This window comes from Streptomyces sp. NPDC045022 (assembly GCF_056432605.1).
The window spans coordinates 34,079-56,962 of record NZ_JBWKIR010000004.1 but is presented as its reverse complement, the minus strand read 5'-3'; the positions used below and the strand labels follow the sequence as shown (position 1 = coordinate 56,962).

Below are 22,884 nucleotides of genomic sequence, written 5' to 3'. Positions count from 1 at the left end.
ACCTCGTTGGCTGACACGGTTTCTGTTCTGGCGGCCAGGATCGCCAACCTGGAGCGCCTGGTGCGCGACCTGGCGCGGTCGAGTCGTCTGGCAAACTCCTCGATCGAGAACGGTTCCATAGGCATCTACGACGGCGACGGCCTGCTGCGCGGCAGCATCGGCCTGCAGGAGGACGGCACGGTGGGCATGGCCGCCGTCAACGGCCCGCCTCCGCCTGTCCCGTCCACGCCCACCGTGGCTTCCGTCACGGGCGGTGTGGCCGTCACCTGGGACGGCACGTTCACGGACGGCAGTCCGGCCCCCACGGACTTCGCCTACGTCGGCGTGCACTACTCCACCAGCGCCGACTTCACCGCAGACGACTCCCTGTTCTCCGGGTTCTACGCCGCCTCGGGCGGCTCCATGACGGTGCCCACGGGTGCTGACGTGCCGGTGTGGGTGCGCCTGGTGTGCGTCTCGACGTCCGGAGCCACCTCCGCGCCGTCCGGGGTGGCGGGCCCTGCCTCATCCGCGCCGGTCGTCGCGGACGAGGTCCTGGACGGCATCATCACCGACCTGTCGCTGGCCGACGGTGCGGTCACCGAAGCGAAGCTCGCTACGGGCGCGGTGGGCAGTGTCGCGCTCGCTGACGGCGCGGTCCTTGAGGCGAAGCTGGCCCAGGCCGCTGTCTCGGTCGGCAAGCTCGCCGACGGCGCGGTCACCGACTTGAAGCTGGCCGACTTGGCGGTCACCGAAGCGAAGCTCGCTGCAGGCGCGGTGGGGACGACGTCCATCCAGGACGGTGCGATCACCACGCCCAAGATGGTCGCCAACACCATCAGCGGAGACCGGATCGCGGCTGGAACCCTCGACGCCGGGAAGATCGTCGGCAAGTCCATCACGGCCGGCCAGATCCAGGGCCAGGCGATCACGGGCGCCGAGATCGCCGCGAACACCATCGCAGCATCGAACATCGCCGCTGGCGCGATCACGACTGACAAGCTGACCGTCGCTGGCGGCGCCAACCTGCTGAGCGACCCGAGCTTCGAGGGCGCTTACACGGCGGCGCTCGTCGCCTCGGCGGGCGCGTTCTGGTCGGTGGACGCTAAGGGCAACGGCTCCGCCAAGTCGGTCAAGGTCGACGCTGTGGCGGGAGCGGTCTCGACCCGCAACCTCACCCTGACGACCGTGCCGATCCTGGCCGGCGACCAGTTGTACCTGGCGTGCGACTACCAGGCGTCGGCCGACTACAACGGCACCGTCAAGTTCTACGCCCAGTGGCTCAACAGTGCGGGCGCCACCGTGGCCTGGAGCGTCGTGCAGGCTTCGCCGCCGGTGCTGGGTCCCACCTGGCAGCGCCTTGCCGCCACCGTCTCGGCACCGGCGAACACCGTCAAGGCCTTCATCATCGTGGAGTCCTACGAGGCGAGCGCCGGGGCGGTCTGGTTCGACAACGCCGCGGTGCGACCGGTGCTCCCGGGCACGATGATCGCCGACGGTGCGATCACCACGCAGAAGCTGGTCGCCGGGCAGATCAACGGCGACCGGCTCGCCGCCGGGACGGTCGCCGCCGACCGGATCGCCGCGGCCAGCATCACGGCCGCGCAGATTCAGGGCCTGACCATCACCGCCGACAAGATCGCCGGTAACACCATCACCGCCGACAAGCTGAACGCAGGGACGATCACGGCGGCCTCGGGTGTCATCTCGTCCATCGACGCAAGCAAGATCACCGTTGGGAAGATCACGGCCGCGCAGATCGACGCGACCAGCCTGGTGATCTCGGCGGCCAACGTGAACGGCACAGTCGCCTCCGCGAGCAGCGCCGGCACGGTGACCGGGTCGATCGGTTCCGGGGTGACGCTGCCGCCCACCCAGATGGGTACCGGGCAGATCCCGCAGACCACCACCATCAACGGCGCGTCGATCCTGACGAACACTCTGGATGCGGCGAGCATCAAGGCCGGGACCATCACCGTGGACCGGCTGTCAGTCGGCCTGGCCGGAACCGTGGGGCAGAAGTGGTACGACTTCGGCGACTCGGCGTCGAAGTGGCAGAACCCGGGCGGCACCATGACCACGGTCGCCGTCGCGGACTCGCAGGCCGGCGGCAACGTGATGCGGTGCGTCGGCTACGTGCAGGGCGCCTACCGGCCGGACGTGAAGATCCCCTACGACCCGTCGGTGACGTACCGGGTCAGCCTGCGGATACGACAGACGGTCGCCAACTCGACACCGGGTACGAACCAGACGCTGTACGCGGGCGTGGCCGGTTTGGCGGCCGACGGCGTGACCTTCGTGAACAACACTGGGGCCAACTCGAAGTCCAGCCAGTTCTACGTGGCGGTCGACAGCGTGGACCTGGTCGCCGGCGCGGGCTGGGCAACGTACACCGGCTATCTCAAGGGCACCTCGGACACCCCCGTCCGCACGACCGCGCCGAACGCCAACGCGCCCGCCCAACTGCACTCCAGCGTCCGCTACATCACGCCGTTCCTGTACGCGAACTACCAGCAAGGCACCGGCACGGTCGAGATCGACATGTACGCGATCGAGGTCGTGGAGTCCGGCGGAATCACCGCGAGCAACGTCAAGGCCGGGGCCATCGACGGCCAGACGATCACCGGGGCGAAGCTGCAGACGGCCAGCAGCGGCAACCGGGTCGTCATCGACGAGGAGACGATCGGCGGGGTGCCCACGGGCGTCATCCGCTTCACGAGCGGCCAGGCCGGCGACACGGACGGCCTGATCACGTCCGAGGTCAACGGTGCGGCCACGCAGCTGGCGATCACCGCCCCAAAGTCGTCGCTCGTGACCAGCTCGGCGCCGCCGGCCAGTGTGCTGCTGGGCACGGACGCGATGGGCAAGCAGATCGTCGAGTTCGACGCGGAAAAGGTCTACCTGGCCTCCCCCACCTACGTGGCGCTGCCCCTGTGGGATTACCTCGGGCAAGGCGTCATCTTCAACCTGGTGAAGGACTGGACGACCCCGGCGCTGGCCTCCGGGTACACCGGCAACGGCAACTCGAACGGTGTCGTGCAGTACAGGGTGATCAACGTGCTGGGCACGAACTTCGTGCAGTGGCGCGGCGGCCTCAACATCACCTACAGCAGCGGCGCCATCGCCAACAGCGGCGCCCCGTTCGCGTCCGCGCTGCCGTCGGCCGCCCGCCCGTCCTCGAAGTGCTCCCTGTCGGCCGCGTGCTCCGCGTCGAGCTCCAGCACGCTGTCACTGAAGATCGACTTCAACTCGGACGGCACGGTCGGCATCGTCGGCACGAACACCACCACCATCAACCCGCCGTGGGTGTCGTTCTGCGGCCTCATGTACAGCCTGTGACGAGGGAGAACGACACACGATGGCACGTCAGGTGACGATCGTCGGCCCGGACGCCTCCGGCTTCTCGTGGACGTGCGGCCAGTGCGGCGAGTCCGGTACCGCAGCCGACAGCGATACTGCGATGGCCGACTTCAACACGCACTGGGACAACGCGGTGATCCCGCCGGTCGACCAGTGGCTTGAGCAGGTCTTGGACGCCGGGCAGGCCCTCGCGGAGGCCTCGCCCGGCACGCCGTTGGCCACGGCGTGGCAGCAGGCCGTCTCTTCGTTGCCGCCGGCGGTGAATGCGGCGTGGCGTAGCCCGGGGAACATCCACCCCGCTGGCTGACGGGTGGTCTGCTTCTGCCCGTAGACTCGTGGGCGGCGCGGGGGCGCCTATCCGAGGAGTGCGCGGTGACGCAGCCGCCGAGCGCCGAGCCCACCCTGTGGGAACTGCACCGCGCACTGCAGCAGATGCGCGAAGACCAGAACCACGGCATCCAGCAGCTACGCGACGACCTGCGCGGTGACCTGGCCGCGATGAACGCCCGCTTCGAGGAGACCGTCTCCAAGGAGGTCTACCAGGCGGATCAGCGGCTGGTGAATCAGCGGCTGGCCTCCGTCGAAGAGACGCAGCGCACTGCGGTCAGGGCCCGCGAGGCCGATCAGCAGCAGGCGGCCAGCACCCGCAAGTGGCTGGTGTCGGCGTTCATCGCCCCGCTGCTGATCGGCCTGCTGCAGCTGTGGCTGACCAGCAAGGTGGGGGCAAGCCCGTAGCGGCACACCACCGCGGCAGCATGCTCCTTGTTCGTCCGGCGCGGGGGAGAAACGGCACCGGACGTGCCCATTACTCACGGCACCCTCACCCACCGCTACCCACACCACACGAAGCTAGGTCGCCACCAGGTCCTCGACGCCCGCTCTCTGCAGTGGGTGCACGAGCACACCGGGGCGCCCCTCAAGCCTGTCCAGCACACCCCGCGCATCCCGGTCCTCGACCAAGAGGACCTGTTCGCGCAGGGCATCAACCTGTCCCAGGTCATCGCCGGCGCGGCAGACGTCGACGCGCTCGGCTCGTGCACCGGTAACGCCGGGACGGCCGCGGTGTCGCTGCTCCTCGATGACGCGGAGGCACGGGCGGCCGGGCTGGTCCTCACCGACGCGCAGGCGGCCGAGGAGTGGGCGATCGGCCTGTACGCGGAGGCGACCGGCCTGGACGACGCGGCCGGCGTATTCCCGCCCTCCGACACGGGCAGTTCGGGCCTGGCCATCGCCAAGGTACTGAAGCGGCGCGGCCTGGCCGGCCACTACCGGCACGCCACCAATGCCACGGCGGTCGCCTCGCTGCTGCAGACCGGGGGCCTGCTCTACGGGACACCGTGGTTCAAAGCGTGGTTCGAGCCCGACCGGTACGGCTTCGTCGACGGCGGCGACTGGGTGTCATCGCCGCTGGCCGGCGGCCACGAGATCTACCTCGTGGGCTTGGAGCGCGTCGTCCAGGACCACGCGGGCCGCGTCGAGCCCGAGGCCACCGTCGTGCGCTTCCGCAACAGCTGGTCGCGGTCGTGGGGTGACGACGGCGACGGGCTGATGACGCTCGCCACCTACCAGCGGCTGCGCCGCTACATCGACGTCATCCAACTGGAGAAGTGAGGAGGCCGGGCCGATGCTCAAGGCCATCGACATCAGCAGTCTGCAGGCGCACCCGGACATGGGCGGCGTGGACGTCGTCTTCATCAAGGCGTCCGAGGGCCGCAGCTACGCCAACCCGCGGCGCGACGACCAGGAGAAGGCCGCGCGGGGCGGCGGCAAGCAGGTCGGCTGGTACCACTTCCTGTGGCCGGGGAACATCCAGGCGCAGGCCGAGTGGTTCGTCCGTTGCGCCGACCCGCGGGCCGGCGACGTGCTGGCGTGCGACTGGGAGACGACGACCGCGCACACCGCGGCGTCGTGCGCGGAGAAGGACGCGTTCCTGGCGGCCGTGAAGCGGCTGTGCCCGCAGCTGCGGGTGATCCTGTACTGCAACCTCGACTTCTGGAAGCGGCACGACAGCACCTCCGTGTGCGGGGACGGCCTGTGGATCGCCGACCCGGGCGCCGCGCCGGGCCAGCCGCGCGTGAAGAACTCGTGGGTGGTCCACCAGTACGGCATCCGGGGCGGGCAGGACGTCGACGTGTGCAACTTCGCGTCGGTGCAGGCGTGGAAGGACTGGGCGGGCGCGCCCAAGACGCCGACGCCGAAGCCGAAGCCGCCGACGCCGAGGCCGTACGTGCCGCCGGCGTTCCCGAAGGGCCTGGCGCCGGGCAGGTCCAAGCCATCGGCGAAGCCGCTGCAGAAGGCGCTGCGCGCGGCCGGGTTCCTGCACATCTCGGACGCGGACCTGTCGGACCACTACGGGACGCGCACGGAGGGCGGTGTACGCCGCTTCTTCGACGCGCACCCGCAGTTCCGCTCGCAGGGCAAGCCGCGCGACGCCGCGATCGGCCCGAAGGGCTGGGCGTTCCTGTTCACCCTCGCCTACGGCCGGAAGTGACCGGTGGACGCCGCTGACGTCATCCGCCGGTTCACGTTCCACCCGGCCGACACCGACGAGCGCCGCCAGGCCCACGAGGACATCAGGTCCGCGTGCCTGGAGCTGGCGCTGATGCTGCACTCCGAGCTGCCTGACGGCGCGGAGAAGCAGTCGGCCATGTTCCGCCTCGAGGAAGTCATGTTCTGGGCGAACGCTGCGATCGCCCGCCAACCGAAGGAGTCCCAGCCGTGAACCTGTTCGTGTCTCTGCTCCGCACCGGTGTCCCGGCGCTGGCCGGATGGCTGGTGGCGCTGGCCGCCCGCCACGGCCTCGGCCTCGACGCGCAGGCCCTGACCAGCGTGCTGATGCCGGTGGCCATGTTCTGCTACTACACGGTGTTCCGGCTGGCCGAGCACTACCTGTCGCCGGCGTGGGGATGGATGCTGGGCTCCCCGCGGCCGCCACAGTACGACCTCGCCGCGTAGGCCGGATGCGCCCGGAAAGACCACGGCCCCCACCGCATGCGGTGGGGGCCTCGGCCTCTTGGAGGCTTCAGCGTAACAGCCTCTCCGGACGGCCATCCTGGGCGCGCGCTCCTGAGCGGCCCCGGCCCTCGCTGGTTAGAATCTAAGGGCAGTCCAGTTGAGGAGGGGTCCAGTGGTGGCGGGGAAGCGGAAGCCGTTCCTGGCCGGCAGGCAGGAGTTCGCCGCCCTGTACGGGGTGAAGCCCACGCAGGTCACGCAGTGGGTGGCGCGGGGCGTTCTGAACTACCAGCGCGCGGTGATCGTGTCCGGGTCGCCGTACTGGCTGCTGTCGTTCGCGCGGGGGTTCGGGGAGATGACGCCGCGGGGCAAGGACGTGGACGAGCGGGTTCTGCAGCAGCTGGTGGCCTCGCAGGAGCCCGGCATGTGGGCGCGCAACGTGGACGACGTGCCGCCGCTGGTGGGCCTGCAGGAGGCGACGGCGCTGTTCGGGCTGAGCAGCCAGCAGAACCTGTCGGCCGTGGTGCGGCAGGGCCGGTTCGCGCCGGCGGACTACCAGCTGTCCGGGTCGCCGCTGTGGCTGCTGGACACCTTGATCGAGGCGGCGCCGGAGATTCAGGCGAAGTCCCGCACGGTGATGTGGGCGGTCGTCCCGCAGGTCGAGGCGGCGCTGCGGCAGCGCCGCTACACCGGCCCCGGCTCGGTGATCGTCCCCCGGGGCCGCGCCGCGAAATCCGCCTGACCTGCGCAAACAGGCGGCACAAAACCGAAGATGAGGTTAGAATAAGAGCATCGGCCCGGAGCGGGCCGGTGCTCTTGTCTTCGGGAGGAACGATGTGCGCCACCTTGGCCACGGCCCGGTCGCCGACCGGCCGCCGTCGGTTTGCTGGCTGCGAACTGGTTGAACGTGTCAGACCCTTCATGAAAGATGTGCCACACCATTGGAGAGGTGTTTGCACTTTCGGGGGTCCCGTGCCCATTCACCAGCAGCAACTGCCGGGCCTGGACGACATCCAGCCCGTCCAGCAGCCGAACGCCGACCCCGGCCAGTCCATCCAGCAGCGGTTCGAGGCGTTCCACGCCCTCAACCCGTGGGTGCTGCGGCACCTGGAGGCGCTGACCGCCAACTGCGTCACCGACGGCTTCACCCGCGTCGGGATCGGGATGCTCTTCGAGCTCCTGCGCTGGCGGTACGGACAGGCCACTCAAGGCGACGCCTTCCGCCTGAACAACAACTTCCGCAGCCGGTACGTGCGGCTCCTGATCGAACGCCACCCCGAGTGGGCGGGCCTGTTCGAGACCAGGGCTCTGCGCGCTGCATGAGACCAACGACCTCTTGGAGCAGTCCCGATGGGCACCATCAAGCTGAAGACCCGAAAGCCGACTGGCATCGTGCCGTGGCCGCTGATCCTCATCGAAGGAGACGAGGGCGCCGGAAAGACCTACTCTGCCGCCGAGTTCTCCGCCTCCGACCAGATCGGCCAGATGTACTGGGTCGACCTGTCGGAAGGCAGCGCCGATGAGTACGCGGCCATCCCCGGCGCCGACTATCTGATCATCAATCACGACGGCACCTACCGCGACATCCTGGAGCAGATCCGCGCCGTCCACGACGAGGCCCGCCGCGCCGCCCTCGCCGGCGAACCGCCGGTGGTGCTGTCCGTCGACTCTGGGACCGCGCTGTGGCGGATGCTCAAGACCTGGACGAACGAGCGGGCCCGGCGCGGCAAGACCAACGCCAAGCGCCTGCAGGACGACCCGGACGCCTCGGTTGAGGTGGGGATGAACTTGTGGAACGACGCCACCGAGAGGTGGTTCGAGGTTATTCACCTGCTGCAGACGTTCCCCGGCATCGCCATCATCACCGCGCGCGGCAAGCTGATCTCGGCCATCGACGACAACGGCAAGCCCGTCACCGACAACCGCAACCGCGTCCTGCGCGAGTGGAAGGTCCAGGCACAGAAGGATCTCGCCTTCGACTGCTCGGTGTGGGTGCGGATGCGGCGCGGCCGCACCCCCCAGGTCATCAAGGCCCGCTCGCTGCAGCTGCGTATCGAGGACGGCAAGCCGCTCGACCTGCCGGACTTCACCATCGAGGACCTGGTGTTCAACCGGCTCGGCTGCTCGCTGGCCTCGCAGCCCCGCCAGATGCCCGCGCTCGTCGGCGACCGGGTGCAGGGCTGGCTGAACGACCACGGGGTGGCGGACCTGCAGGACGTCGAGCGGCTGCGTGAGCTGTGGTGGGAGGCCGCCGAGGACGACACCGGCCTGACCCGTGCTGAGGTCGTCTCCATCCGTGCCGCGATCGAGCGCCTGGTCTCCGAGATCGAGAACCCGCCGGCCGACATGGGCCAGGGGCCGGTGACCGACGCGGACCGGCTGCGGGCCGCCGCCGAGCGCAAGGCCGAAGAGAGCGGCGCCGAGGCCGAGGACGAGCCCGACCCGGACAGGCGCCCCGTCCGCAAGGCCCCCGCCAAGAAGGCGGCCGCCAGGCGCACCCCGGCCAAGCGCACGCCCGCCAAGACCGCCGCCGCCCGGCGCTGACCCCTTCCCTCGCGGGCCGGGCCCTGCACGGCCCGGCCCGCCCCGAACATCAGGAGTTGCTGTGACTGCTCAGCTTGTGGAGAGCGTTCCGTCCCTGTGGACGGCCGCCCACGACGTCGACGCCAGACGGCCCCGTTCGCTGCAGCGGCAGCTCGGCGCCTCGGACACCGTCTGCGAGCGCCGCGCCGCCTACATCATCGCCGGCACCCCGCCGACCGACGAGACCGACAAGCGCGCCGCGATCCTCGGCACCTACATCCACGAGGGCCTGCTCGGCGCCGCGCGCAGCGAGTACGGCTGGCTGGTCGAACGCGCCGTCGCCGACGACACGATCAAGGGCCACATCGACGCCGTGCAGCTCGACGAGGAGACCGCCCGCCGCGTCCCGGCCCGCCACCGGCCCAAGGTGCCCGCCGAGGTCGTGACGGTGGAGGACGTCAAGACGAAGACGACGTTCCTGTGGGACAAGGTGCGCCGCTACGGGGCGACGGCGGCCGAGCTGCGCCAGGTGTACCTGTACGCCGACCTGCTGCGCACGGTCGGCTTCGAGGACGTGCCCGGCCAGCGGTACCTGGCCAAGCTCGGCCCGCTGCAGGTGGAGCGGATCCGCTTCCGCTTCGTCAACCGGGACAACGGCGAGGAGTACATCCAGGAGATCCCGTTCGATCCGATGGAGGCCTCCCGCGCCCGCTGGTGGGTGCAGCGCGTGCTGGAACTGAACAGCCCGGAGGAGGCCCGGCGGGACTTCGACGGGCCGGGCCTGGACTCCATCTGCGACTACTGCCCGTTCATGACGGCCTGCTGGGGGCTGCCCAAGGTCCCCGGAGCGCCGGTGCAGACGGTCCTCATCCACGACGACGCCGACCGGAAGCAGGCCCTGGAGGAGTACGTACGCGGACACGAGCTGGAGACCGAGGGCAAGCGGATCAAGAAGAAGGCCCGGCTGATGCTGGACACCTCGCCGGCGGGCGCGTACGGCCGCAACGAGCTGGCCTGGGGCGGCAAGAACCCGAAGTGGGCTGTCGACGTGCAGGAGATGGTCAACCTCCACGAGGACGCCCAGATCCCCGTGCCGATGGTGCCGGACGAGGACCGCATGATCAAGAACCTGAAGGCGGCGGGCCTGGCAGTGCCTGAGGTGAAGACCTCCGAGACCACGCCGAAGACCATCATCGTGCGGCCTTTCAAGGCCTGATCGGACGGCCGCCGCCCGTCCCGGGTCGGGGCGGGCGGCGGCGTGCCCGTGGAGGGAACTTCCGTTGTCCATTCACCTGATGGTCGTCGCTGCCTACCTGCCCGATGACGTGGTCACCCAGGGTCAGAAGCTGGCCCTGATGAAGATATGCGACTCGGCCGACGACGAGACGCGCCTGTCGAAGCCGGGCCTGCGCAGGTTGCGGGCGTGGGTCGGCGTGACCGAGAAGCGGTGCATCACCATCGTCACCGAGCTGGTCGCCAAGGGCCTCATAGAGCGCGTGGAAGTCGGCAAGGCGGGCCGCCGCGCGGTCTACCGGGTGTTCCCCATGGGTGTCCCGGCGATCCCGTCCAACGACGATCTGGACGCCCGGTTCCAGGTGTCCGACTCGGCTCCGAAGAACCCGCGCAAGGCGCGCACGGGGGTCAGCCGGGCGGCACCGTCCGCGCCGGGCATGACGAGCCAGGACATCGACGCGCGGGCGCTGGCCGCCGGCGAGGGCGTGAGAGAGGCAGGGTTCCACGAGTGGAACCCTGACGAGGCCGAAGGCAGGGTTCCACCGGTGGAACCCAGTGGGTCTCACGGGTGGAACCCTCAAGGTTCCACCGGTGGAACCCCTTCTCTTCCTTCTTCTTCCTCTGTCCTTCCTTCCCCCCCACCCCCCGCGGCTGGCGCCGCAGGGGAGCCCGCTCCCGCTGGCTGCCCCAGGCACTCCGTGCCCGCCGCGAACTGCCGCGCCTGCGGCACGAACCCGCGCGCCGGTCGCGCGGCCCGCGAACGGGACCAGGCGGAGGCCGAGCGGGAGGCGCAGCAGACCTGGCTGCGCGACTATCAGCAGGACCTGGCCCGCGCACGGCGGGTCGCGCTGGAGCGTCCGGGGGATGTGGCGGCCGCCCGGCAGCTGGCGCGTCAGATGGCCCGTGAGGGGCGGGAGAGAGCACGCCAGGGTGATCCGCCGCCCGAAAAAAATTCTTGACGCCCCTCTGATTGCCACTAGAATAAGAGGGATGGGCGGGAAAGGGCCCGGCCTACATCGCGAGGAGGACTGAACATGAGCGAGCAGTCGATGACGTCGACCGCGACCTGCGAGGGTGGCAGCTGGAAGCTGGTGGTGCGGCACGAGAGCGACAACGCCACGGTCGCCGAGGTGTGGTGCTTCGGCGTCAAGCTGAGCGAGACGACGCTGACCACGGAGGGCGAGGTCACCGTCACGGACCCGGCGAAGACCGTTCACTCGGCCTAACCACCGCCGTTGGATGTGCCACATCGCTCGACCGCACCGACCTCTTGGAGAACGACATGCGCAACCCGATCACCGCGCCGGCCATCCATCGCTTCGACGACACCGTGGAGGCGTACGACGCGACCCAGTGCCGCGAGGACATCCGCGACGGCGACGTGCTGGTGGTGGAGTCCGAAGGCGTCGTCGGCTTCCTCGACGCCGCCTGGCCGGTCGCCATCACCGAGGCGCACGGCGAGTTCCACGGCCTGAAGATCCCCGGACGCGAGCACCACGGCGGCCGCTTCACGGCCAGCGTCGACCTCGCCGAGCAGATCGCCGCCGAGCACGGCTTCCCCCTGGCCGCCAAGACCGCTCCCACGGCCTGACCCCCACCCCTACGGGCGGGCGGCTGGCAGTCCTGTCGACCGCCCGTAGAAATACCGCACCACTCGACCGAACCTCACCTCTTGGAGGCACCACATGGGCAAGCTGCCCACCCTGCGCCAGGAAGCCCAGGACCGTTTGGCCCTGGACTCCGCCCAGCAGGTCATCCCCGTCCTGATCGGGCTCGCCCGCGCCTGGCGCGATGACCCAGTGGGCATCGGCGCCCTGTTCGCCGACATCGCCGACCGCGACGACCAGGCGCGCGCAGAGGCGCAGCTGAACGGCCTCGGTGACGGCGAGCACGCCCGCGACCAGCTCGCCGAACAGCTCCTCGCCGAGGCCGGCGGCGCCCAGTTCCACCTCGACCGCACGCGCGACCGGCAGGCCGTCCACCAGGCCCGCCGGATCGCCGAGGAGGCCCGCCGCCTCGCCGACATCCTCGACCAGCACGCCAACCTGATGACGATCCAGGTCGAGGAAGCCGAGCAGGAGCGCGCCGCCCGGCACGCGGCCGAGATCAGGCGCCTGCGGTCCCTGGTCACCAGGGCCGGGCTGCCCGCCGCGCACCCGGCCCTGTGCGGGCATTGCAGCTGCTGGGGGCACCACGCGAACGGGCTGCTCTGCTGCCTCGGCTGCGGCACCCCGGGGCACGCGATGACCGCCCCCGAGGCCCGCCCGGCCGCTCACGCCGGCTGAACCGGGCGGAACGGGGTGGCGGAACGAGTTCCGTCATCCCGTTCCGAAATGTGCCACAACTCTGTACCGTACGACCCACCTCTTGGAGATCGCATGAACAACATCGCACCTCTGCCTGTCCACGGCCGCGTCAACCGGCCCGAGTGGCAGGCGCTTTGGCTGCAGTACGAGCCGGTCACCACGCCGCTGCGCATGGCCGGCCTTGTCTGCGACATCGACCCCTGCGGCGGCCAGACGAACCTGTACGTCGACCTGCCCGACGGCAGCCACCTGGTCATCCACGACCACGACGCGCTGCCCGACCGGCTGGAGCAGGTCACCGGCTGGATCATCCAGCGCGGCCACCGCGACAACCCGAACTACGACGCACTGGTCTACGACTCGACCGAAGACGGCGAGCACGAGAAGCACGGCGCCGACATCGTCACGATGCTCGCCGCGGTCGCCCTCCACCTGAAGTCGCTCACCGACCCGGACACCCGCGCGGCCGGGGCCAAGCTCGGCGATCTGCTGCTGGCGACCACCGAGCGGTACGCCGTCAGCTTCCTCGGCGTCAACTCCCAGCACACCGCCGACGGACGGCCCATCAGCGGCCCCTTCGACAGCCAGGCCGAGGCCGTCAAGGAGTACGGCTGGCAGACCCACCTCCTCGAGGACGCCGGCTGGCGGCTCGTCCACGAGCAGGGCGGCACCGAGTGGCCCATGACGGTGTGGCAGCGCCGCGACGTCCTGCAGGTCCTCTTCGTCAGCCGCCAGCCGCTGCTGTGACCCCTACCCCCTGACCCACCGGCCCCGCGCCGCACGGCGCGGGGCCCCCGACCCGACCTCTTGGAGAACATCTTGTTGGCAACCCTTCCCAGAAGCCTTGAGCTGACGTTCAACGACCTGCTCGCCGGCGCCGGCGGCTCCTCCTCCGGCCTGGTCGAGGCCGGTTGGAGGGGCAAGCTCGCCATGAACCACTGGCAGACGGCGATGGACTCCCACGCCGCTAACCACCCCACGATTGAGCACCTGACCGCCGACGTCACCGGCTACCCGATGCGGTTCCTGCCCCGCGCCCTGCTGCTGTGGGCGTCGATCATCTGCACCGAGGTCAGCCCCGCCGGCGGCCGCGTTCACCCCACCGATCAGCTCGACCTGTTCCAGGTCCTCGACCAGCTCGATGACGACGAGGCCGAGGAGTGGAAGGCGCTCACCCCGGAAGCGTTCGAACGGACCCGGGCGACCGCCTGGTGCGTCGTGCGGGCGTGCGAAGCCAAGCGGTTCCCGTATGTCGTCATCGAGAACGTCGTCGAGTTCGCCCTGTCATGGGTCCTGTTCCGCACCTGGGTCAAGGCGATGACCGAGCTGGGCTACGAGCAGCCGCAGATCCTGTGCGCCACCTCCGCGCACGTCGGCGACGACGACAACGTGCGCGCCCCCCAGTGGCGGGACCGCATCTACCTGGTGTTCCGCCTCAAGGGCATGCCCAAGCCCGACCTGGAGCCCCGCCCGCGCGCGTTCTGCTTCGACTGCGGCAAGGACGTCGACGCGAAGAAGGCGTGGTTCGACCCGCGGGTCCGCATCGGCAAGTACCTGCGGGACTACAACTACCGCTGCCCCAACCGGCGCTGCCGCAACGCCGTGGTCGAGCCGTACGTCCGGCCGGCCGCCTCCGTCATCAACTGGGACGACCTGGGCCAGCGCATCGGCGACCGCAAGAAGCCGCTGGTGGCCACCACCATGGACCGCATCCGCGCGGGCCTGGCGAAGTTCCCGCACACCCCGTCCTCGATCACCCTCAATCACGGCAAGGACGGCACCGACCGCGCCTACGCGGTCGCCGAGCGGCCGTTCTCGACCCGCACCATCAAGCAGGGCGACGGGCTGCTGGTGCCGACCGGCGGCAGCTGGAACACGGCCTGCAGCGACGTCGCCGAGCCGATGCGGACCCGCATGACCCGCGAGTGCGAGGCCCTGGTCACGGTCGACCCCGAACCGTTCGTGATCACCTACCGGCAGAACGCCCAGCCGGCGCTTGCCACCGAGCCGGTCACCGCGGTCACCGCGCAGGGCAACCATCACGGCCTGGTCCGCCCGAACGGGGGGCCTGTCCCGCCCGAGCTGCGCAACACCCTCGTCATCCCCTACCGCAAGGCCGCCGTGAAGACGGTCGCCGAACCGGTGCACACCCTGTCCACCCACGACTCGGCCGGCCTGCTCAGGTCCGCGCCCGCCGTGGAGGACTGCTACTTCCGGATGCTCAAGCCGCGCGAGCAGCTGGAGGCGCAGCGGTTCCACCGGCAGTACGTCGTGATCGGCACCCAGGCCGAGCAGACCATGCAGGCGGGCAACGCCGTGTCGGTCAACGTGGCCCGGCACATCGGCGAGCGCATCAAGGACGCTCTGTGAGCCGCGACTGGACGCTCGGCGCACCTTGCCGAGGCCAGCGCGGGTTTACGCCCAGCGAAGACGAGTTCAACAGTGACCGGGCGCTCAGGCGCCTGTGCAGTCCCCTGCTCGCCATGTGCGGGCCGTGCCCGTTCCGCGCGGAGTGCATCGCCACCGTCATGCCCGCCCAGGCCAAGTTCGACGGCATCGCCGGCGGCCGCCTGTGGTGCAACGGCCTGGTCATCGACGCGCTGGACGACGTGTTCGACGACGAGCTGATCGAGCCGAAGCTGCGGGCCAGCTGCGGCACCGAAGCCGGAGCCAAGGACCACACCCGCAACGGCGAACGCCCCTGCCCGTCCTGCGCACAGGCGACCCGAGAGGTCACCGCACGCCGCAAGCAGGCGAAGTCCAAGGAGCCCAAGCAGCTGCAGCTGGAGTTCGCCACCACCTGACCACTCCGCCCGCCCCCTCCCCGGGGGCGGGCCCCACCGAGCACCTGGAGAGACCCATGCCCCACCCCACCACCCCGCGGCCGATGCGGCAGGCGCTGCAGCCGATGATCGCCGGCGCGGTCCTGGCCAGCACCCACCCCGGCCTGGCCGCCGACAGCATCGAGATCGACCACCTCGGCGTCGCCACCGGAGACGACCCGCTCGGTCTGCGCGTCTTCCTGTTCCACCCCGGCCACGGGGTGTTCCAGCAGTGGGCCGAGGCCATCGAGGCGACCGAGTTCGGCGCACCCCGCCCTACCAGCCGCCCCGGCGAGCTGTTCCATACCGCCTTCGGCCGGATCGGCACCACCCCCGTCGAGGTCAACTGCGTCAGCCAGCGCGGCGAGTGGGTGTGGCGCACGAGCGGCGACGGCGTCCACAAGCGGGACAGCGCCAAGGACGGCGCGGTCGCCGTCTGCGGCGGCCTGATCGTCGGCATCGCCGACATCGCCGACTGGGAGGCGTCGGACCGGCGCTGCACCGGCTGCACGGCCGCCGAGCCCGCCCCGGCCGCCGAGCCAACCCCGGTCGGCGTGCAGTGATCCGCACCAAGGGCCGCGCCTGTAACGGCAAGCGCCGCCACGACACCGAGGACGCGGCCGAGGACCACCGCCAGCGGCTCATCGCCAAAGGCGGGGTGCGCCTGACCACCTACCGGTGCCGCAACCGCACCTGCCGCGGCTGGCACGTTGGCCACCTCCCCAAGCCCCGCACCTGACCAACCACGCCTCTTGGAGCACCTGATGGACCAGATCAACGCCCTCTGCGCCCGCCTGGGCGAGCGCGCCGCCGGATCGTGGCAGGAAGAGGCCGCCGTGTGGCTGCTGGCCACGCACGGGCACTGGCTGCCCGAGCTGCAGCACGCCCGCATGGTCGTCGACGACGGCGACGGCGAGTCCCGCATCGCCTGGCGGCACGTCGCCGCCGCCTGCCTCAACGCCGGCGAGGGCCCGCTGAGCGGAACCGCGGAGCAGTGGCAGATCCTGCGGCTGGCCTGCCTGCTGACCGGCCGCCACGTCATGTCCTTGGCCCACCTGTACGCCCTGGACGAGCCCAACAAGCGCCTGGTCCTACACGCGATGGCGTGGGCGGCCGGTGGGCACGCCTGGGCCTCGACCCTCGGCCTGATAGACGCCCCCACCGCGTGACCGGCTGACCAGCCCCCGATCCGGGCCGCGCCCGCGGTGACTACCCCCGCGGGCGCGGCCTTCCAACCCCCCTCTCTTCAAGGAGCACTGCACTCGTGGACACCCCTCGCCGCACCCAGCTGGTCATGCAGGTCCTGGACCACGCCATCGCCTGCGACCACGACCGGGCCATGCAGCTGATGGGCGAGATCGCCGCAGCCAGCGACGGCAACCAGATATACGGCGTGTGCTGTGCCTTCGCCGAAGCCGCACGACAGCTGCTCGTCCAGCTATACGGGGACGCCAGCCCGGAGGGCCTGTGGGTGCTGACCGCCCCCGACCCGGCCGACGGCCCCCAGCACCCGGCGCACCTGTTCTCTCACCGGTTCGTCGCCGCCTACGCCAACCGCGACAGGCCGATGTGCCAGGCCCTGTACCTGGCGATGGCCAAGGCCAGCGCCGAGGACTACGCGCACTCCGTGGCCGCACTCGTCGGCGACGTCGCCCACCTGGCGCGCGTCGTCCGGGAGGAGCTGGCCGCCGACGCGGAGAAGCCCGCCCAGCACCCGCACTGAACCGCTGGCTCGACCCGCTGCCGCTGCGCGCCGACGGCTCGGCACTGCGCATGGCACTGGCCGCCTGACCTCTCCGTGCCGTTCCGCGTACCCCGAGGAGTTCCGTTGAGCAGTCCCGTCCTGCAGCTGCCCCTGCCCACCGTCCCGGCCGCAAGGCCCCCGCTGGTGATCGGCATCGACCCGTCGTTGACGTGCACGGGCGTCGCCGGCGACGGCTGGGCGGACGCCCTGCGCTGCAAGGGCAAGGGCCATCACCGGCTGCGGTGGCTGCGGCAGGGGATAGCCGAGCGCACACGGTCGGCCGACCTGGTGGTGATCGAGGGCGCGGCGTACGGGAAGGGCGCGCAGGCCGGGCATCACGAGCTGGCCGGCCTGTGGTGGATCCTCACGCAGGACCTGTGGGAGCGGTAGATCCCCTACGCGGTCGTCACCCCGCACGGGCGGACCATCTACGCCACCGGCACCGCCTACCCGGCGAAGGACTACCCGAAGGAGAAGCGCGCCCGCATCGCCAAGGGCATGGTGCGCGATGCGGTCGCCGAGCGGTACGGCGTGGAGTGCGACGGTCCGGGCCGCTACGACAAGGCGGACGCGGTGATCCTCGCCGCGATGGGGCTGCACTGGGCCGGCTGGCCGCTGGCCGTGGTTCCGGACACGCACCGCCGGGCGCTGGACGCGGTTCCCTGGCCTGAGCGCACGCCACGCCTGCAAGCCCGTGACCTGGGCCTTTGCGGAAAAAATTCTTGACGCCCTCATGAATGCGCGTAGAATAAGAGGGATGGGCGGGAAGGAGCCGGGCCTACACCGCGAGGAGTGAACACGAGCCGGACCGCCCCGCCAGATGTGCCACAACCCTGACCAGTCTCTTGGAGAAGCCTGTGATCACCTACCTCGACCAGTTCGCCGCCGCCCTCAGTGAAGCCGAGGGCGCCAGGACCAGCATCGTCGGCGACAGCCTCTACGTCCGCTACGCCAACGATCCGGCCGTCCTCAAGATCACCGCCCAGCACATCGTCGACGAGGGCGTGGAGATCACGTTCGTGCTCATCAACCCGGAGCGCGGCCCGATCGACCACGCCAGCTTCATGCTGACCCGCGCCGAGAGCTTCACGGTCGCCCTGGAGCGGCTGGAGGCCTACCAGGACGTCTGGTTCGTCTGACCGCCCCGCCCGGCCGCCCGCCCCTGCGGGCGGGCGGCCGGCGCCGTCCCGCACGATCAACGGCCTCTTGGAGGAAGCCTTGAGCAGCACCACCTACACCGACCGGCTCGCCGCGCCGTACGCGCTCGCCACCGGCCACACGGCCGACCGACTCGCCGACCTCGTCGCCGCCGGCCCGCACCTGCAGCACCTGCTCGCCGAGCGGTTCGACCTGAGCGCCGACGCCGCCGGCCAGGCCGCGATCACTATCGACCGCGTGCTCGCCGCCACCCACCGCGTGGCCTCCTACGGCCAGAACTACCGCACCTGGATCTCCTGCATGCCCGAGGTGTTCCTGAAGTGCGTGGTGGAGATGGCCGCCTGCGCCGAGGCCGACGAGTTCACCGTCGGGCACGCGGTGCACGTCGGCCGCCAGCTGCTGACCGAACTCGCCCTCGCCCTGCGCCCGTTCTGATCCGCCGCGGGGGCCGCCACCGCGGCGGCCCATCAACCCCTGGGAGAACAGCCGTGAGCAAGACCCTTCACGCCGTCCGCCTCGGCATCGACGGCACCCTCACCGACCTGCAGCTGCCCGTCGGGCACGGCCTGGTCGAGGCGCTGCGCAAGCACGTCGACGGCTGGGTGGAGATCGCCCACTACGCCCGCCCCGACGGCAAGCGCCGCCTGTCCATCGCCGTCGACGCCGACGGCCAGGCCCGCAAGGAGCAGAACCTGTACGCCACCTCCCTGCTCAACGGGATCTACGCCAACCAGCTGCCGTACCTCCTGTACGGGCCGGTCGTCCTGCTCGGCGCGCTGGACGACTCCCACCATCACACCGACGTCCCCGAGCAGATGTGCGGGGTCCTGCCGCAGGTGATGGACGCCTTGAAGACCCGCTACAGCACCACCTGAGCGACGCACCCGGCCGGGCCGCACAAGCCCGGCCGGGTATGCCACAACGATGGACCGATTACGCCTCTTGGAGACCGCATGACCACCACCGACACCAGCCGCCGCTGGCTCGTCGTCTTCAACGACCAGCCGCACACGATGCGGATCACCGCCGTCGAGCCGATCCCCGCCGACGCCGACGCCGACGCCGAGCTGCGCACCGAACTGTGGGTGCACTGCCTGTCGTCCTACGAGGTGGACGCCGCCGGCCCCGTCGAGGCCCGGCGCACTGCCCGCCAGTTGCACGACGTGGAGCGCATCCGCGACGTCCGCGCCCGCCAGCGCGCCTGCCGCGCCCGCCGCAGGGCCTTCCCCACGGCCGCCCCGCACGGCCCCGAGGCCATCGGGGTGGCCGCCCAGGACCTGGACCTCACCCACCAGTGCCGCGCCTACGCCGGCGCGATGGCCGCAGCCGCGCTGCGCGCCGGATACCAGCACCGGGCCTGGCCCCAGCGCGACCTGACGTTCGAGCAGTACCTGGCCCTGCTCCCGGACACCGCGCAGGCGGTCGTGCACCGCTACGCCGTGCTGGCGGCCACCGGCCGCAACAGGGAAGCCGTGGCGCTGCTCGTCAACACGCTCGCCGGCGCCGTCTCCGACCTCTGACCCCACCCCTCCCACCGGGCCGGGCCCCGCAACGGCGGGCGCCCGGCCCTCGCACACCGAAAGGAGCAGCACCGTGCCCGACACGGAGAAAACCGTGCGCGTCTGCATCGACGACACGTTCGGCCCCTTCGAGGCCAGGGTCGACCTCGCCAACCGGTGGAACGGCTGGCTGTGTCCGCGCTTCGACCTGGACACCGTCCGCAAGATCGCCGCGCGCACCGAGGAGCTGGCCGACGACTACGGCCACGACGCCGTCGACACCATTCACGTCATCGACGGCGGCACTGTCGCCGGGCAGCCGCGCGTGGTCGTCGTGCACGTCAGCTGGCAGTACATCGACGAGGACCCCGCCACAGCCGAGAGCGCCACCGAGATCGTCACGCCCGACGACGAGGGCCTGTACGGCATCGGCAGCTGCCAATGGACCTGGTTCGAGGCCCCCACGGCCGATGCCGCAGACCGCCCCTGATCCCACCCGCACCCGCAAGGAGAACACCGTGTCCGAACCGAAGTGGCTGGCCGAGGCCGAGGCCGCCTATGCCCGGCTCAAGGCCCGCGCTGCCGCCGACCAGGCGCGCGCCGCCGTCGACCGGGCCGACCGCATCAACAGCACGGTGCAGGAGCTGGGCATCCTCCCGGTCACCCTGGCCTGCGTCACCGCCGGAACCACCACCCTCACCCCGGCCCTGCTCGTCGAAGCGGATCCGGAAGAGGAGTTGTACTCGGTCTACGCCATCTGGGACGCCACCGCGCGCAGGGTCCACCTCGCCGTCGGCCACTACTGGAACGACTACGAGGGCCTGCGGCCAAGCCGCCCGCTCAACAGCGTCGATGACGTGGTGCTGGCCCGCCGCGAAGGCCCGGAGGAGCAGCCGGCCCAGCGCAGCGGACCGGCCTCGTGGGATCTGCGGTCGATCGCCGAGGAGGCCGCCCGGATGGTCCCCAGCGACGTCACCTCGCACGACGCCGGCGAGATCGCCCAGTTGCTCAGCGGCGTGGCCGCCGGGCTCCTCCACCTCACCGACACCATCTCCCGCACCTTCGACCGCCCCTGACCTCAGCCCCTCTGCGCCCCGCCAACCGGCCGGTTCCCCCCGGCCCGGGTGGCGGGGCGCTGTCACGCCCACACCGAAACGGAGCACCCGATGGATCAGCTCGACCTGTTCGCCGAAGCCGAGGAGACCCCGGTCCCGGCGACGTTCGCCGCCCGCCCCAAGCCGGCCCGCACCACCGCCGCGCCGGCGCCTCGCCCAGCACCCGCCCCCCGCCCGGCCGCCCAGCTCCCGCTGCAGACCGCCGCACCCGCGCCCGCGCCCCGCCCGGCACCCGCGCCGCGCCCGGTCGTCGCCGCCGACACCGAGGCCGACAGCCTGTTCGCCGACCCCCGCCCCGAGCTGCCGTCCGTGCAGACGCCCATCCCCGTACCGCGTCGCATCGCGCCGCGGCTGCTCGGCAATGCGCGGGACGCCGGGCAGCGCCTGGGCGAGGCCGTCGCGGAGACCTGGCACGCCTCCAACTGGGGCGGCTACCGCATGGACATCCCCGTCAGCATCGTCGGCGGCCTGGCCCTATTCCCCATCAAGGGCCACACCGAGGACGTCGCTCGCATCATCTACTCCTCCAGCGACTGGGAGATGCTGCAGGGCTACCGCGAGATCTACGCCCACACCTGGTCCCAGCGCCCCGACCTGGGCGCCCGGATGGCCCCGCTGATGGGCTGGCTCACCGAACAGGGCGTGGAGGAGAAGGCGTACGCGGTGCGCCGGGTGACCGAGACGGCGCTGCGCTACGGCATCCTGCAGCTGACCGGCAACCCTGACCCCTACTACCGCGCCGACACGGACGTGATGTCGTGGACGATCACCTCGCTGCGCTCGCACGGTGCCAAGCAGGGCTTGGGCGAGTACCACACGCCACCGGAGCTGTGCGACATGATGGCCCGCATGCTCTGCAGCGAGCCGCCCACGAAGGGGCAGCGGTTCCACGAACCGGCCGGCGGCACGGGCGGCATGTTCCGCTCCCTCGCCCAGCACATGCGCGAGATGCAGTGCGACCCCGCCGACTACGTCTGGTCGCTGAACGAGCTGGAGCCACTGGCGGCGGCCGGCGCGGCGGTCAATGCCATCGTGTGGGGGCTCGGCCCGAACGTGGTCATCGCCTGCGGCGACAGCCTGGCCCAGGGGGACCTGTACGAGCAGACGGTGCGGGAGCGCGCGGCGCTGTTCAAGGAGCGCGACGAGATCGTTGACCGGCTGGCGGTCGCGGAGGCGGCGCAGCGGGCGCTGGCCCTCGCGGACAAGCTGATGGGCGCAAAGGCCAGCTGAGCTGGGCAGACGTCGGAAAATTTTCTTGACGCCCCCGTGAGTGCCGCTAGAATAAGAGGGCAAGTGGACGAAAGGAGGGGCGTATGGGTCCCGAGGAAGTGCTCGCACGCAGGGCCGCCGGCCGGTGCGAGGGGTGTGGCCACGCCAAGCACGCCACGGACAGGTGCAAGGCTCCGGAGCCGGACCCCGGCAAGGCGCTGCGGCCCGGACAGTGCGGCTGTGAGCGGGGAGTCGAGGAGCTGCTGGCCCTGGAGAAGCAGGGCCTGTGACGGAAGGATCCGAGGCCCGGAGTGCCACGCTCCGGGCCTCGGACTGACATGTGCCACACCACACGACCGAATCCAGCACACGGGAAGGCACCGCATGTACGACGCCGGCCAGCGCATCGCGCTCGTCAAGACCACCGACCCCCACACCGAGCTCCGCCCGGGCGACGAGGGCACCGTCCGCCGCTACACCGCGGCGCTCGACCAGCTCGACGTCGACTGGGACAGCGGCTCCCGCCTCTCGATGCTCCTCAGCGAGGGCGACAGCGTCCGCGTTCTGCCAACTGACCCGCCGGCCCCGCCCCACGGGCGGGGCCTTCCACCGCTACCTCTTGGAGAAGCCGTGAACAAGATCCACATGACCGCGCTGCCCGTACCCCCTCACCACAGCGGGGCGATCATCGCGGCCGTCGAACGCCTCGACGTCGACGGCGCCCAGGTCCGCGCCGCCGCGGCCTGCACCAGCCAGGCCATCCTCACCGCCTGGTCCATCCGCCCCGACGACCAGCGGCACCTCACCCAGGCCCAGTACACGCAGCTTGTCCTCCACTGCTTCTACCCGCAGGTCCTCGACGCCGCGTTCACCCTCCTCGGCGTCGCCGACGTCGCCGTCCGCGTCCGTCAGCTCGTCGCCGAGCTCGACGCCTGACCCGTCCGGCCGGGCGGCGGTCAGCACCGCCGCCCGGCCGGATGTGCC

Annotated in this window: 33 protein-coding genes; all 33 read left to right on the top strand. The window is 70.9% G+C overall.

Going from position 1 to position 22,884, the window contains the following annotated elements; all coding sequences use genetic code 11:
* Nucleotides 1-6 precede the first annotated feature (6 nt).
* The 33 genes from AC07C1_RS08960 to AC07C1_RS08800 all read left to right on the top strand — a co-directional run bounded on the left by AC07C1_RS08960 (nucleotide 7) and on the right by AC07C1_RS08800 (nucleotide 22,836).
* Nucleotides 7-3,318, top strand: a complete 3,312-nt coding sequence (locus AC07C1_RS08960) for a beta strand repeat-containing protein (protein ID WP_478937922.1) — start codon at nucleotides 7-9, stop codon at nucleotides 3,316-3,318.
* Nucleotides 3,319-3,337: 19 nt separating this feature from the next.
* Nucleotides 3,338-3,646 (top strand): hypothetical protein, encoded by a 309-nt coding sequence (locus tag AC07C1_RS08955; protein WP_478937921.1) that lies wholly within the window; start codon nucleotides 3,338-3,340, stop codon nucleotides 3,644-3,646.
* 65 nt (nucleotides 3,647-3,711) lie between these two features.
* On the top strand, nucleotides 3,712-4,074 hold the full coding sequence (locus tag AC07C1_RS08950) for a hypothetical protein (protein WP_478937920.1): 363 nt from the start codon (nucleotides 3,712-3,714) through the stop codon (nucleotides 4,072-4,074).
* Nucleotides 4,075-4,137: 63 nt separating this feature from the next.
* A complete protein-coding gene (locus tag AC07C1_RS08945) occupies nucleotides 4,138-4,950 on the top strand; it encodes a hypothetical protein (RefSeq protein WP_478937918.1) in 813 nt (270 codons plus the stop codon).
* A gap of 13 nt (nucleotides 4,951-4,963) precedes the next feature.
* The gene (locus AC07C1_RS08940; protein WP_478937917.1) at nucleotides 4,964-5,830 is read left to right on the top strand and encodes a GH25 family lysozyme; all 867 of its coding nucleotides are present in this window, start codon (nucleotides 4,964-4,966) and stop codon (nucleotides 5,828-5,830) included.
* A 3-nt stretch (nucleotides 5,831-5,833) separates the two neighbouring features.
* Nucleotides 5,834-6,061 (top strand): Acb2/Tad1 domain-containing protein, encoded by a 228-nt coding sequence (locus AC07C1_RS08935; protein WP_478937915.1) that lies wholly within the window; start codon nucleotides 5,834-5,836, stop codon nucleotides 6,059-6,061.
* A complete protein-coding gene (locus AC07C1_RS08930; protein ID WP_478937913.1) occupies nucleotides 6,058-6,294 on the top strand; it encodes a hypothetical protein in 237 nt (78 codons plus the stop codon). Before AC07C1_RS08935 ends, AC07C1_RS08930 begins: the two co-directional genes overlap by 4 nt.
* Nucleotides 6,295-6,469: 175 nt before the next feature.
* Nucleotides 6,470-7,033 (top strand): hypothetical protein, encoded by a 564-nt coding sequence (locus tag AC07C1_RS08925; protein ID WP_478937912.1) that lies wholly within the window; start codon nucleotides 6,470-6,472, stop codon nucleotides 7,031-7,033.
* Between the two features lie 230 nt (nucleotides 7,034-7,263).
* Nucleotides 7,264-7,614 carry a hypothetical protein gene (locus AC07C1_RS08920; protein WP_478937911.1) on the top strand — a complete coding sequence of 117 codons (351 nt, stop codon included), beginning with the start codon at nucleotides 7,264-7,266 and terminating at the stop codon, nucleotides 7,612-7,614.
* A gap of 27 nt (nucleotides 7,615-7,641) precedes the next feature.
* Nucleotides 7,642-8,835, top strand: coding sequence for a DEAD/DEAH box helicase family protein (locus AC07C1_RS08915; protein WP_478937910.1), 1,194 nt, complete (start codon nucleotides 7,642-7,644; stop codon nucleotides 8,833-8,835).
* 61 nt (nucleotides 8,836-8,896) lie between these two features.
* Nucleotides 8,897-10,030 (top strand): PD-(D/E)XK nuclease family protein, encoded by a 1,134-nt coding sequence (locus tag AC07C1_RS08910; protein WP_478937908.1) that lies wholly within the window; start codon nucleotides 8,897-8,899, stop codon nucleotides 10,028-10,030.
* 64 nt (nucleotides 10,031-10,094) lie between these two features.
* Nucleotides 10,095-11,006 carry a hypothetical protein gene (locus AC07C1_RS08905; RefSeq protein WP_478937907.1) on the top strand — a complete coding sequence of 304 codons (912 nt, stop codon included), beginning with the start codon at nucleotides 10,095-10,097 and terminating at the stop codon, nucleotides 11,004-11,006.
* Between the two features lie 75 nt (nucleotides 11,007-11,081).
* Entirely contained in the window at nucleotides 11,082-11,273 is a 192-nt protein-coding gene (locus AC07C1_RS08900; protein WP_478937906.1) for a hypothetical protein, read from the top strand.
* A 56-nt stretch (nucleotides 11,274-11,329) separates the two neighbouring features.
* Nucleotides 11,330-11,638 (top strand): hypothetical protein, encoded by a 309-nt coding sequence (locus AC07C1_RS08895; RefSeq protein ID WP_478937905.1) that lies wholly within the window; start codon nucleotides 11,330-11,332, stop codon nucleotides 11,636-11,638.
* Nucleotides 11,639-11,732: 94 nt separating this feature from the next.
* Nucleotides 11,733-12,332, top strand: coding sequence for a hypothetical protein (locus AC07C1_RS08890; RefSeq protein WP_478937904.1), 600 nt, complete (start codon nucleotides 11,733-11,735; stop codon nucleotides 12,330-12,332).
* A gap of 93 nt (nucleotides 12,333-12,425) precedes the next feature.
* Entirely contained in the window at nucleotides 12,426-13,100 is a 675-nt protein-coding gene (locus AC07C1_RS08885) for a hypothetical protein (protein ID WP_478937903.1), read from the top strand.
* A 75-nt stretch (nucleotides 13,101-13,175) separates the two neighbouring features.
* Nucleotides 13,176-14,723 carry a DNA cytosine methyltransferase gene (locus tag AC07C1_RS08880; RefSeq protein WP_478937902.1) on the top strand — a complete coding sequence of 516 codons (1,548 nt, stop codon included), beginning with the start codon at nucleotides 13,176-13,178 and terminating at the stop codon, nucleotides 14,721-14,723.
* Nucleotides 14,720-15,157, top strand: coding sequence for a hypothetical protein (locus AC07C1_RS08875; RefSeq protein ID WP_478937901.1), 438 nt, complete (start codon nucleotides 14,720-14,722; stop codon nucleotides 15,155-15,157). The genes AC07C1_RS08880 and AC07C1_RS08875 overlap by 4 nt, the downstream gene beginning before the upstream one ends.
* 56 nt (nucleotides 15,158-15,213) lie before the next feature.
* Nucleotides 15,214-15,738, top strand: coding sequence for a hypothetical protein (locus AC07C1_RS08870; RefSeq protein WP_478937900.1), 525 nt, complete (start codon nucleotides 15,214-15,216; stop codon nucleotides 15,736-15,738).
* Nucleotides 15,735-15,914 (top strand): hypothetical protein, encoded by a 180-nt coding sequence (locus tag AC07C1_RS08865; RefSeq protein WP_478937898.1) that lies wholly within the window; start codon nucleotides 15,735-15,737, stop codon nucleotides 15,912-15,914. Before AC07C1_RS08870 ends, AC07C1_RS08865 begins: the two co-directional genes overlap by 4 nt.
* A 25-nt stretch (nucleotides 15,915-15,939) precedes the next feature.
* Nucleotides 15,940-16,344, top strand: a complete 405-nt coding sequence (locus tag AC07C1_RS08860; protein WP_478937897.1) for a hypothetical protein — start codon at nucleotides 15,940-15,942, stop codon at nucleotides 16,342-16,344.
* Nucleotides 16,345-16,439: 95 nt separating this feature from the next.
* Nucleotides 16,440-16,898 carry a hypothetical protein gene (locus tag AC07C1_RS08855; protein ID WP_478937896.1) on the top strand — a complete coding sequence of 153 codons (459 nt, stop codon included), beginning with the start codon at nucleotides 16,440-16,442 and terminating at the stop codon, nucleotides 16,896-16,898.
* Nucleotides 16,899-17,003: 105 nt separating this feature from the next.
* Nucleotides 17,004-17,309 (top strand): hypothetical protein, encoded by a 306-nt coding sequence (locus AC07C1_RS08850; protein ID WP_478937894.1) that lies wholly within the window; start codon nucleotides 17,004-17,006, stop codon nucleotides 17,307-17,309.
* 108 nt (nucleotides 17,310-17,417) lie between these two features.
* Complete coding sequence (locus AC07C1_RS08845) at nucleotides 17,418-17,645, top strand: hypothetical protein (RefSeq protein ID WP_478937892.1); 228 nt, start codon at nucleotides 17,418-17,420, stop codon at nucleotides 17,643-17,645.
* A gap of 119 nt (nucleotides 17,646-17,764) precedes the next feature.
* Nucleotides 17,765-18,058, top strand: a complete 294-nt coding sequence (locus AC07C1_RS08840; RefSeq protein ID WP_478937891.1) for a hypothetical protein — start codon at nucleotides 17,765-17,767, stop codon at nucleotides 18,056-18,058.
* A gap of 79 nt (nucleotides 18,059-18,137) precedes the next feature.
* Nucleotides 18,138-18,512 carry a hypothetical protein gene (locus AC07C1_RS08835; protein ID WP_478937890.1) on the top strand — a complete coding sequence of 125 codons (375 nt, stop codon included), beginning with the start codon at nucleotides 18,138-18,140 and terminating at the stop codon, nucleotides 18,510-18,512.
* Nucleotides 18,513-18,565: 53 nt separating this feature from the next.
* A complete protein-coding gene (locus AC07C1_RS08830) occupies nucleotides 18,566-18,952 on the top strand; it encodes a hypothetical protein (protein WP_478937888.1) in 387 nt (128 codons plus the stop codon).
* 78 nt (nucleotides 18,953-19,030) lie between these two features.
* Nucleotides 19,031-19,597, top strand: coding sequence for a hypothetical protein (locus AC07C1_RS08825; RefSeq protein ID WP_478937887.1), 567 nt, complete (start codon nucleotides 19,031-19,033; stop codon nucleotides 19,595-19,597).
* A gap of 73 nt (nucleotides 19,598-19,670) precedes the next feature.
* Nucleotides 19,671-20,066, top strand: a complete 396-nt coding sequence (locus AC07C1_RS08820; protein ID WP_478937885.1) for a hypothetical protein — start codon at nucleotides 19,671-19,673, stop codon at nucleotides 20,064-20,066.
* A 28-nt stretch (nucleotides 20,067-20,094) separates the two neighbouring features.
* A complete protein-coding gene (locus AC07C1_RS08815) occupies nucleotides 20,095-20,652 on the top strand; it encodes a hypothetical protein (protein ID WP_478937883.1) in 558 nt (185 codons plus the stop codon).
* Nucleotides 20,653-20,742: 90 nt separating this feature from the next.
* Nucleotides 20,743-21,921, top strand: a complete 1,179-nt coding sequence (locus AC07C1_RS08810; protein WP_478937882.1) for an N-6 DNA methylase — start codon at nucleotides 20,743-20,745, stop codon at nucleotides 21,919-21,921.
* A gap of 83 nt (nucleotides 21,922-22,004) precedes the next feature.
* Nucleotides 22,005-22,190, top strand: coding sequence for a hypothetical protein (locus tag AC07C1_RS08805; RefSeq protein ID WP_478937880.1), 186 nt, complete (start codon nucleotides 22,005-22,007; stop codon nucleotides 22,188-22,190).
* 94 nt (nucleotides 22,191-22,284) lie between these two features.
* Nucleotides 22,285-22,836: a DUF4314 domain-containing protein gene (locus AC07C1_RS08800; RefSeq protein ID WP_478937879.1), complete on the top strand. Its 552-nt coding sequence runs from the start codon at nucleotides 22,285-22,287 to the stop codon at nucleotides 22,834-22,836.
* Nucleotides 22,837-22,884 lie beyond the last annotated feature (48 nt).

What these genes read in the sequence shown, in the direction of transcription:
- AC07C1_RS08825 (WP_478937887.1), top strand. Translation starts at nt 19,031, where the DNA reads ATGACCACCACCGACACCAGCCGCCGCTGGCTCGTCGTCTTCAACGAC.
- AC07C1_RS08940 (WP_478937917.1), top strand. Translation starts at nt 4,964, where the DNA reads ATGCTCAAGGCCATCGACATCAGCAGTCTGCAGGCGCACCCGGACATG.
- AC07C1_RS08800 (WP_478937879.1), top strand. Translation starts at nt 22,285, where the DNA reads ATGTACGACGCCGGCCAGCGCATCGCGCTCGTCAAGACCACCGACCCC.
- AC07C1_RS08810 (WP_478937882.1), top strand. Translation starts at nt 20,743, where the DNA reads ATGGATCAGCTCGACCTGTTCGCCGAAGCCGAGGAGACCCCGGTCCCG.
- AC07C1_RS08870 (WP_478937900.1), top strand. Translation starts at nt 15,214, where the DNA reads ATGCCCCACCCCACCACCCCGCGGCCGATGCGGCAGGCGCTGCAGCCG.
- AC07C1_RS08890 (WP_478937904.1), top strand. Translation starts at nt 11,733, where the DNA reads ATGGGCAAGCTGCCCACCCTGCGCCAGGAAGCCCAGGACCGTTTGGCC.
- AC07C1_RS08955 (WP_478937921.1), top strand. Translation starts at nt 3,338, where the DNA reads ATGGCACGTCAGGTGACGATCGTCGGCCCGGACGCCTCCGGCTTCTCG.
- AC07C1_RS08860 (WP_478937897.1), top strand. Translation starts at nt 15,940, where the DNA reads ATGGACCAGATCAACGCCCTCTGCGCCCGCCTGGGCGAGCGCGCCGCC.
- AC07C1_RS08895 (WP_478937905.1), top strand. Translation starts at nt 11,330, where the DNA reads ATGCGCAACCCGATCACCGCGCCGGCCATCCATCGCTTCGACGACACC.
- AC07C1_RS08845 (WP_478937892.1), top strand. Translation starts at nt 17,418, where the DNA reads ATGGTGCGCGATGCGGTCGCCGAGCGGTACGGCGTGGAGTGCGACGGT.
- AC07C1_RS08805 (WP_478937880.1), top strand. Translation starts at nt 22,005, where the DNA reads ATGGGTCCCGAGGAAGTGCTCGCACGCAGGGCCGCCGGCCGGTGCGAG.
- AC07C1_RS08885 (WP_478937903.1), top strand. Translation starts at nt 12,426, where the DNA reads ATGAACAACATCGCACCTCTGCCTGTCCACGGCCGCGTCAACCGGCCC.
- AC07C1_RS08900 (WP_478937906.1), top strand. Translation starts at nt 11,082, where the DNA reads ATGAGCGAGCAGTCGATGACGTCGACCGCGACCTGCGAGGGTGGCAGC.
- AC07C1_RS08915 (WP_478937910.1), top strand. Translation starts at nt 7,642, where the DNA reads ATGGGCACCATCAAGCTGAAGACCCGAAAGCCGACTGGCATCGTGCCG.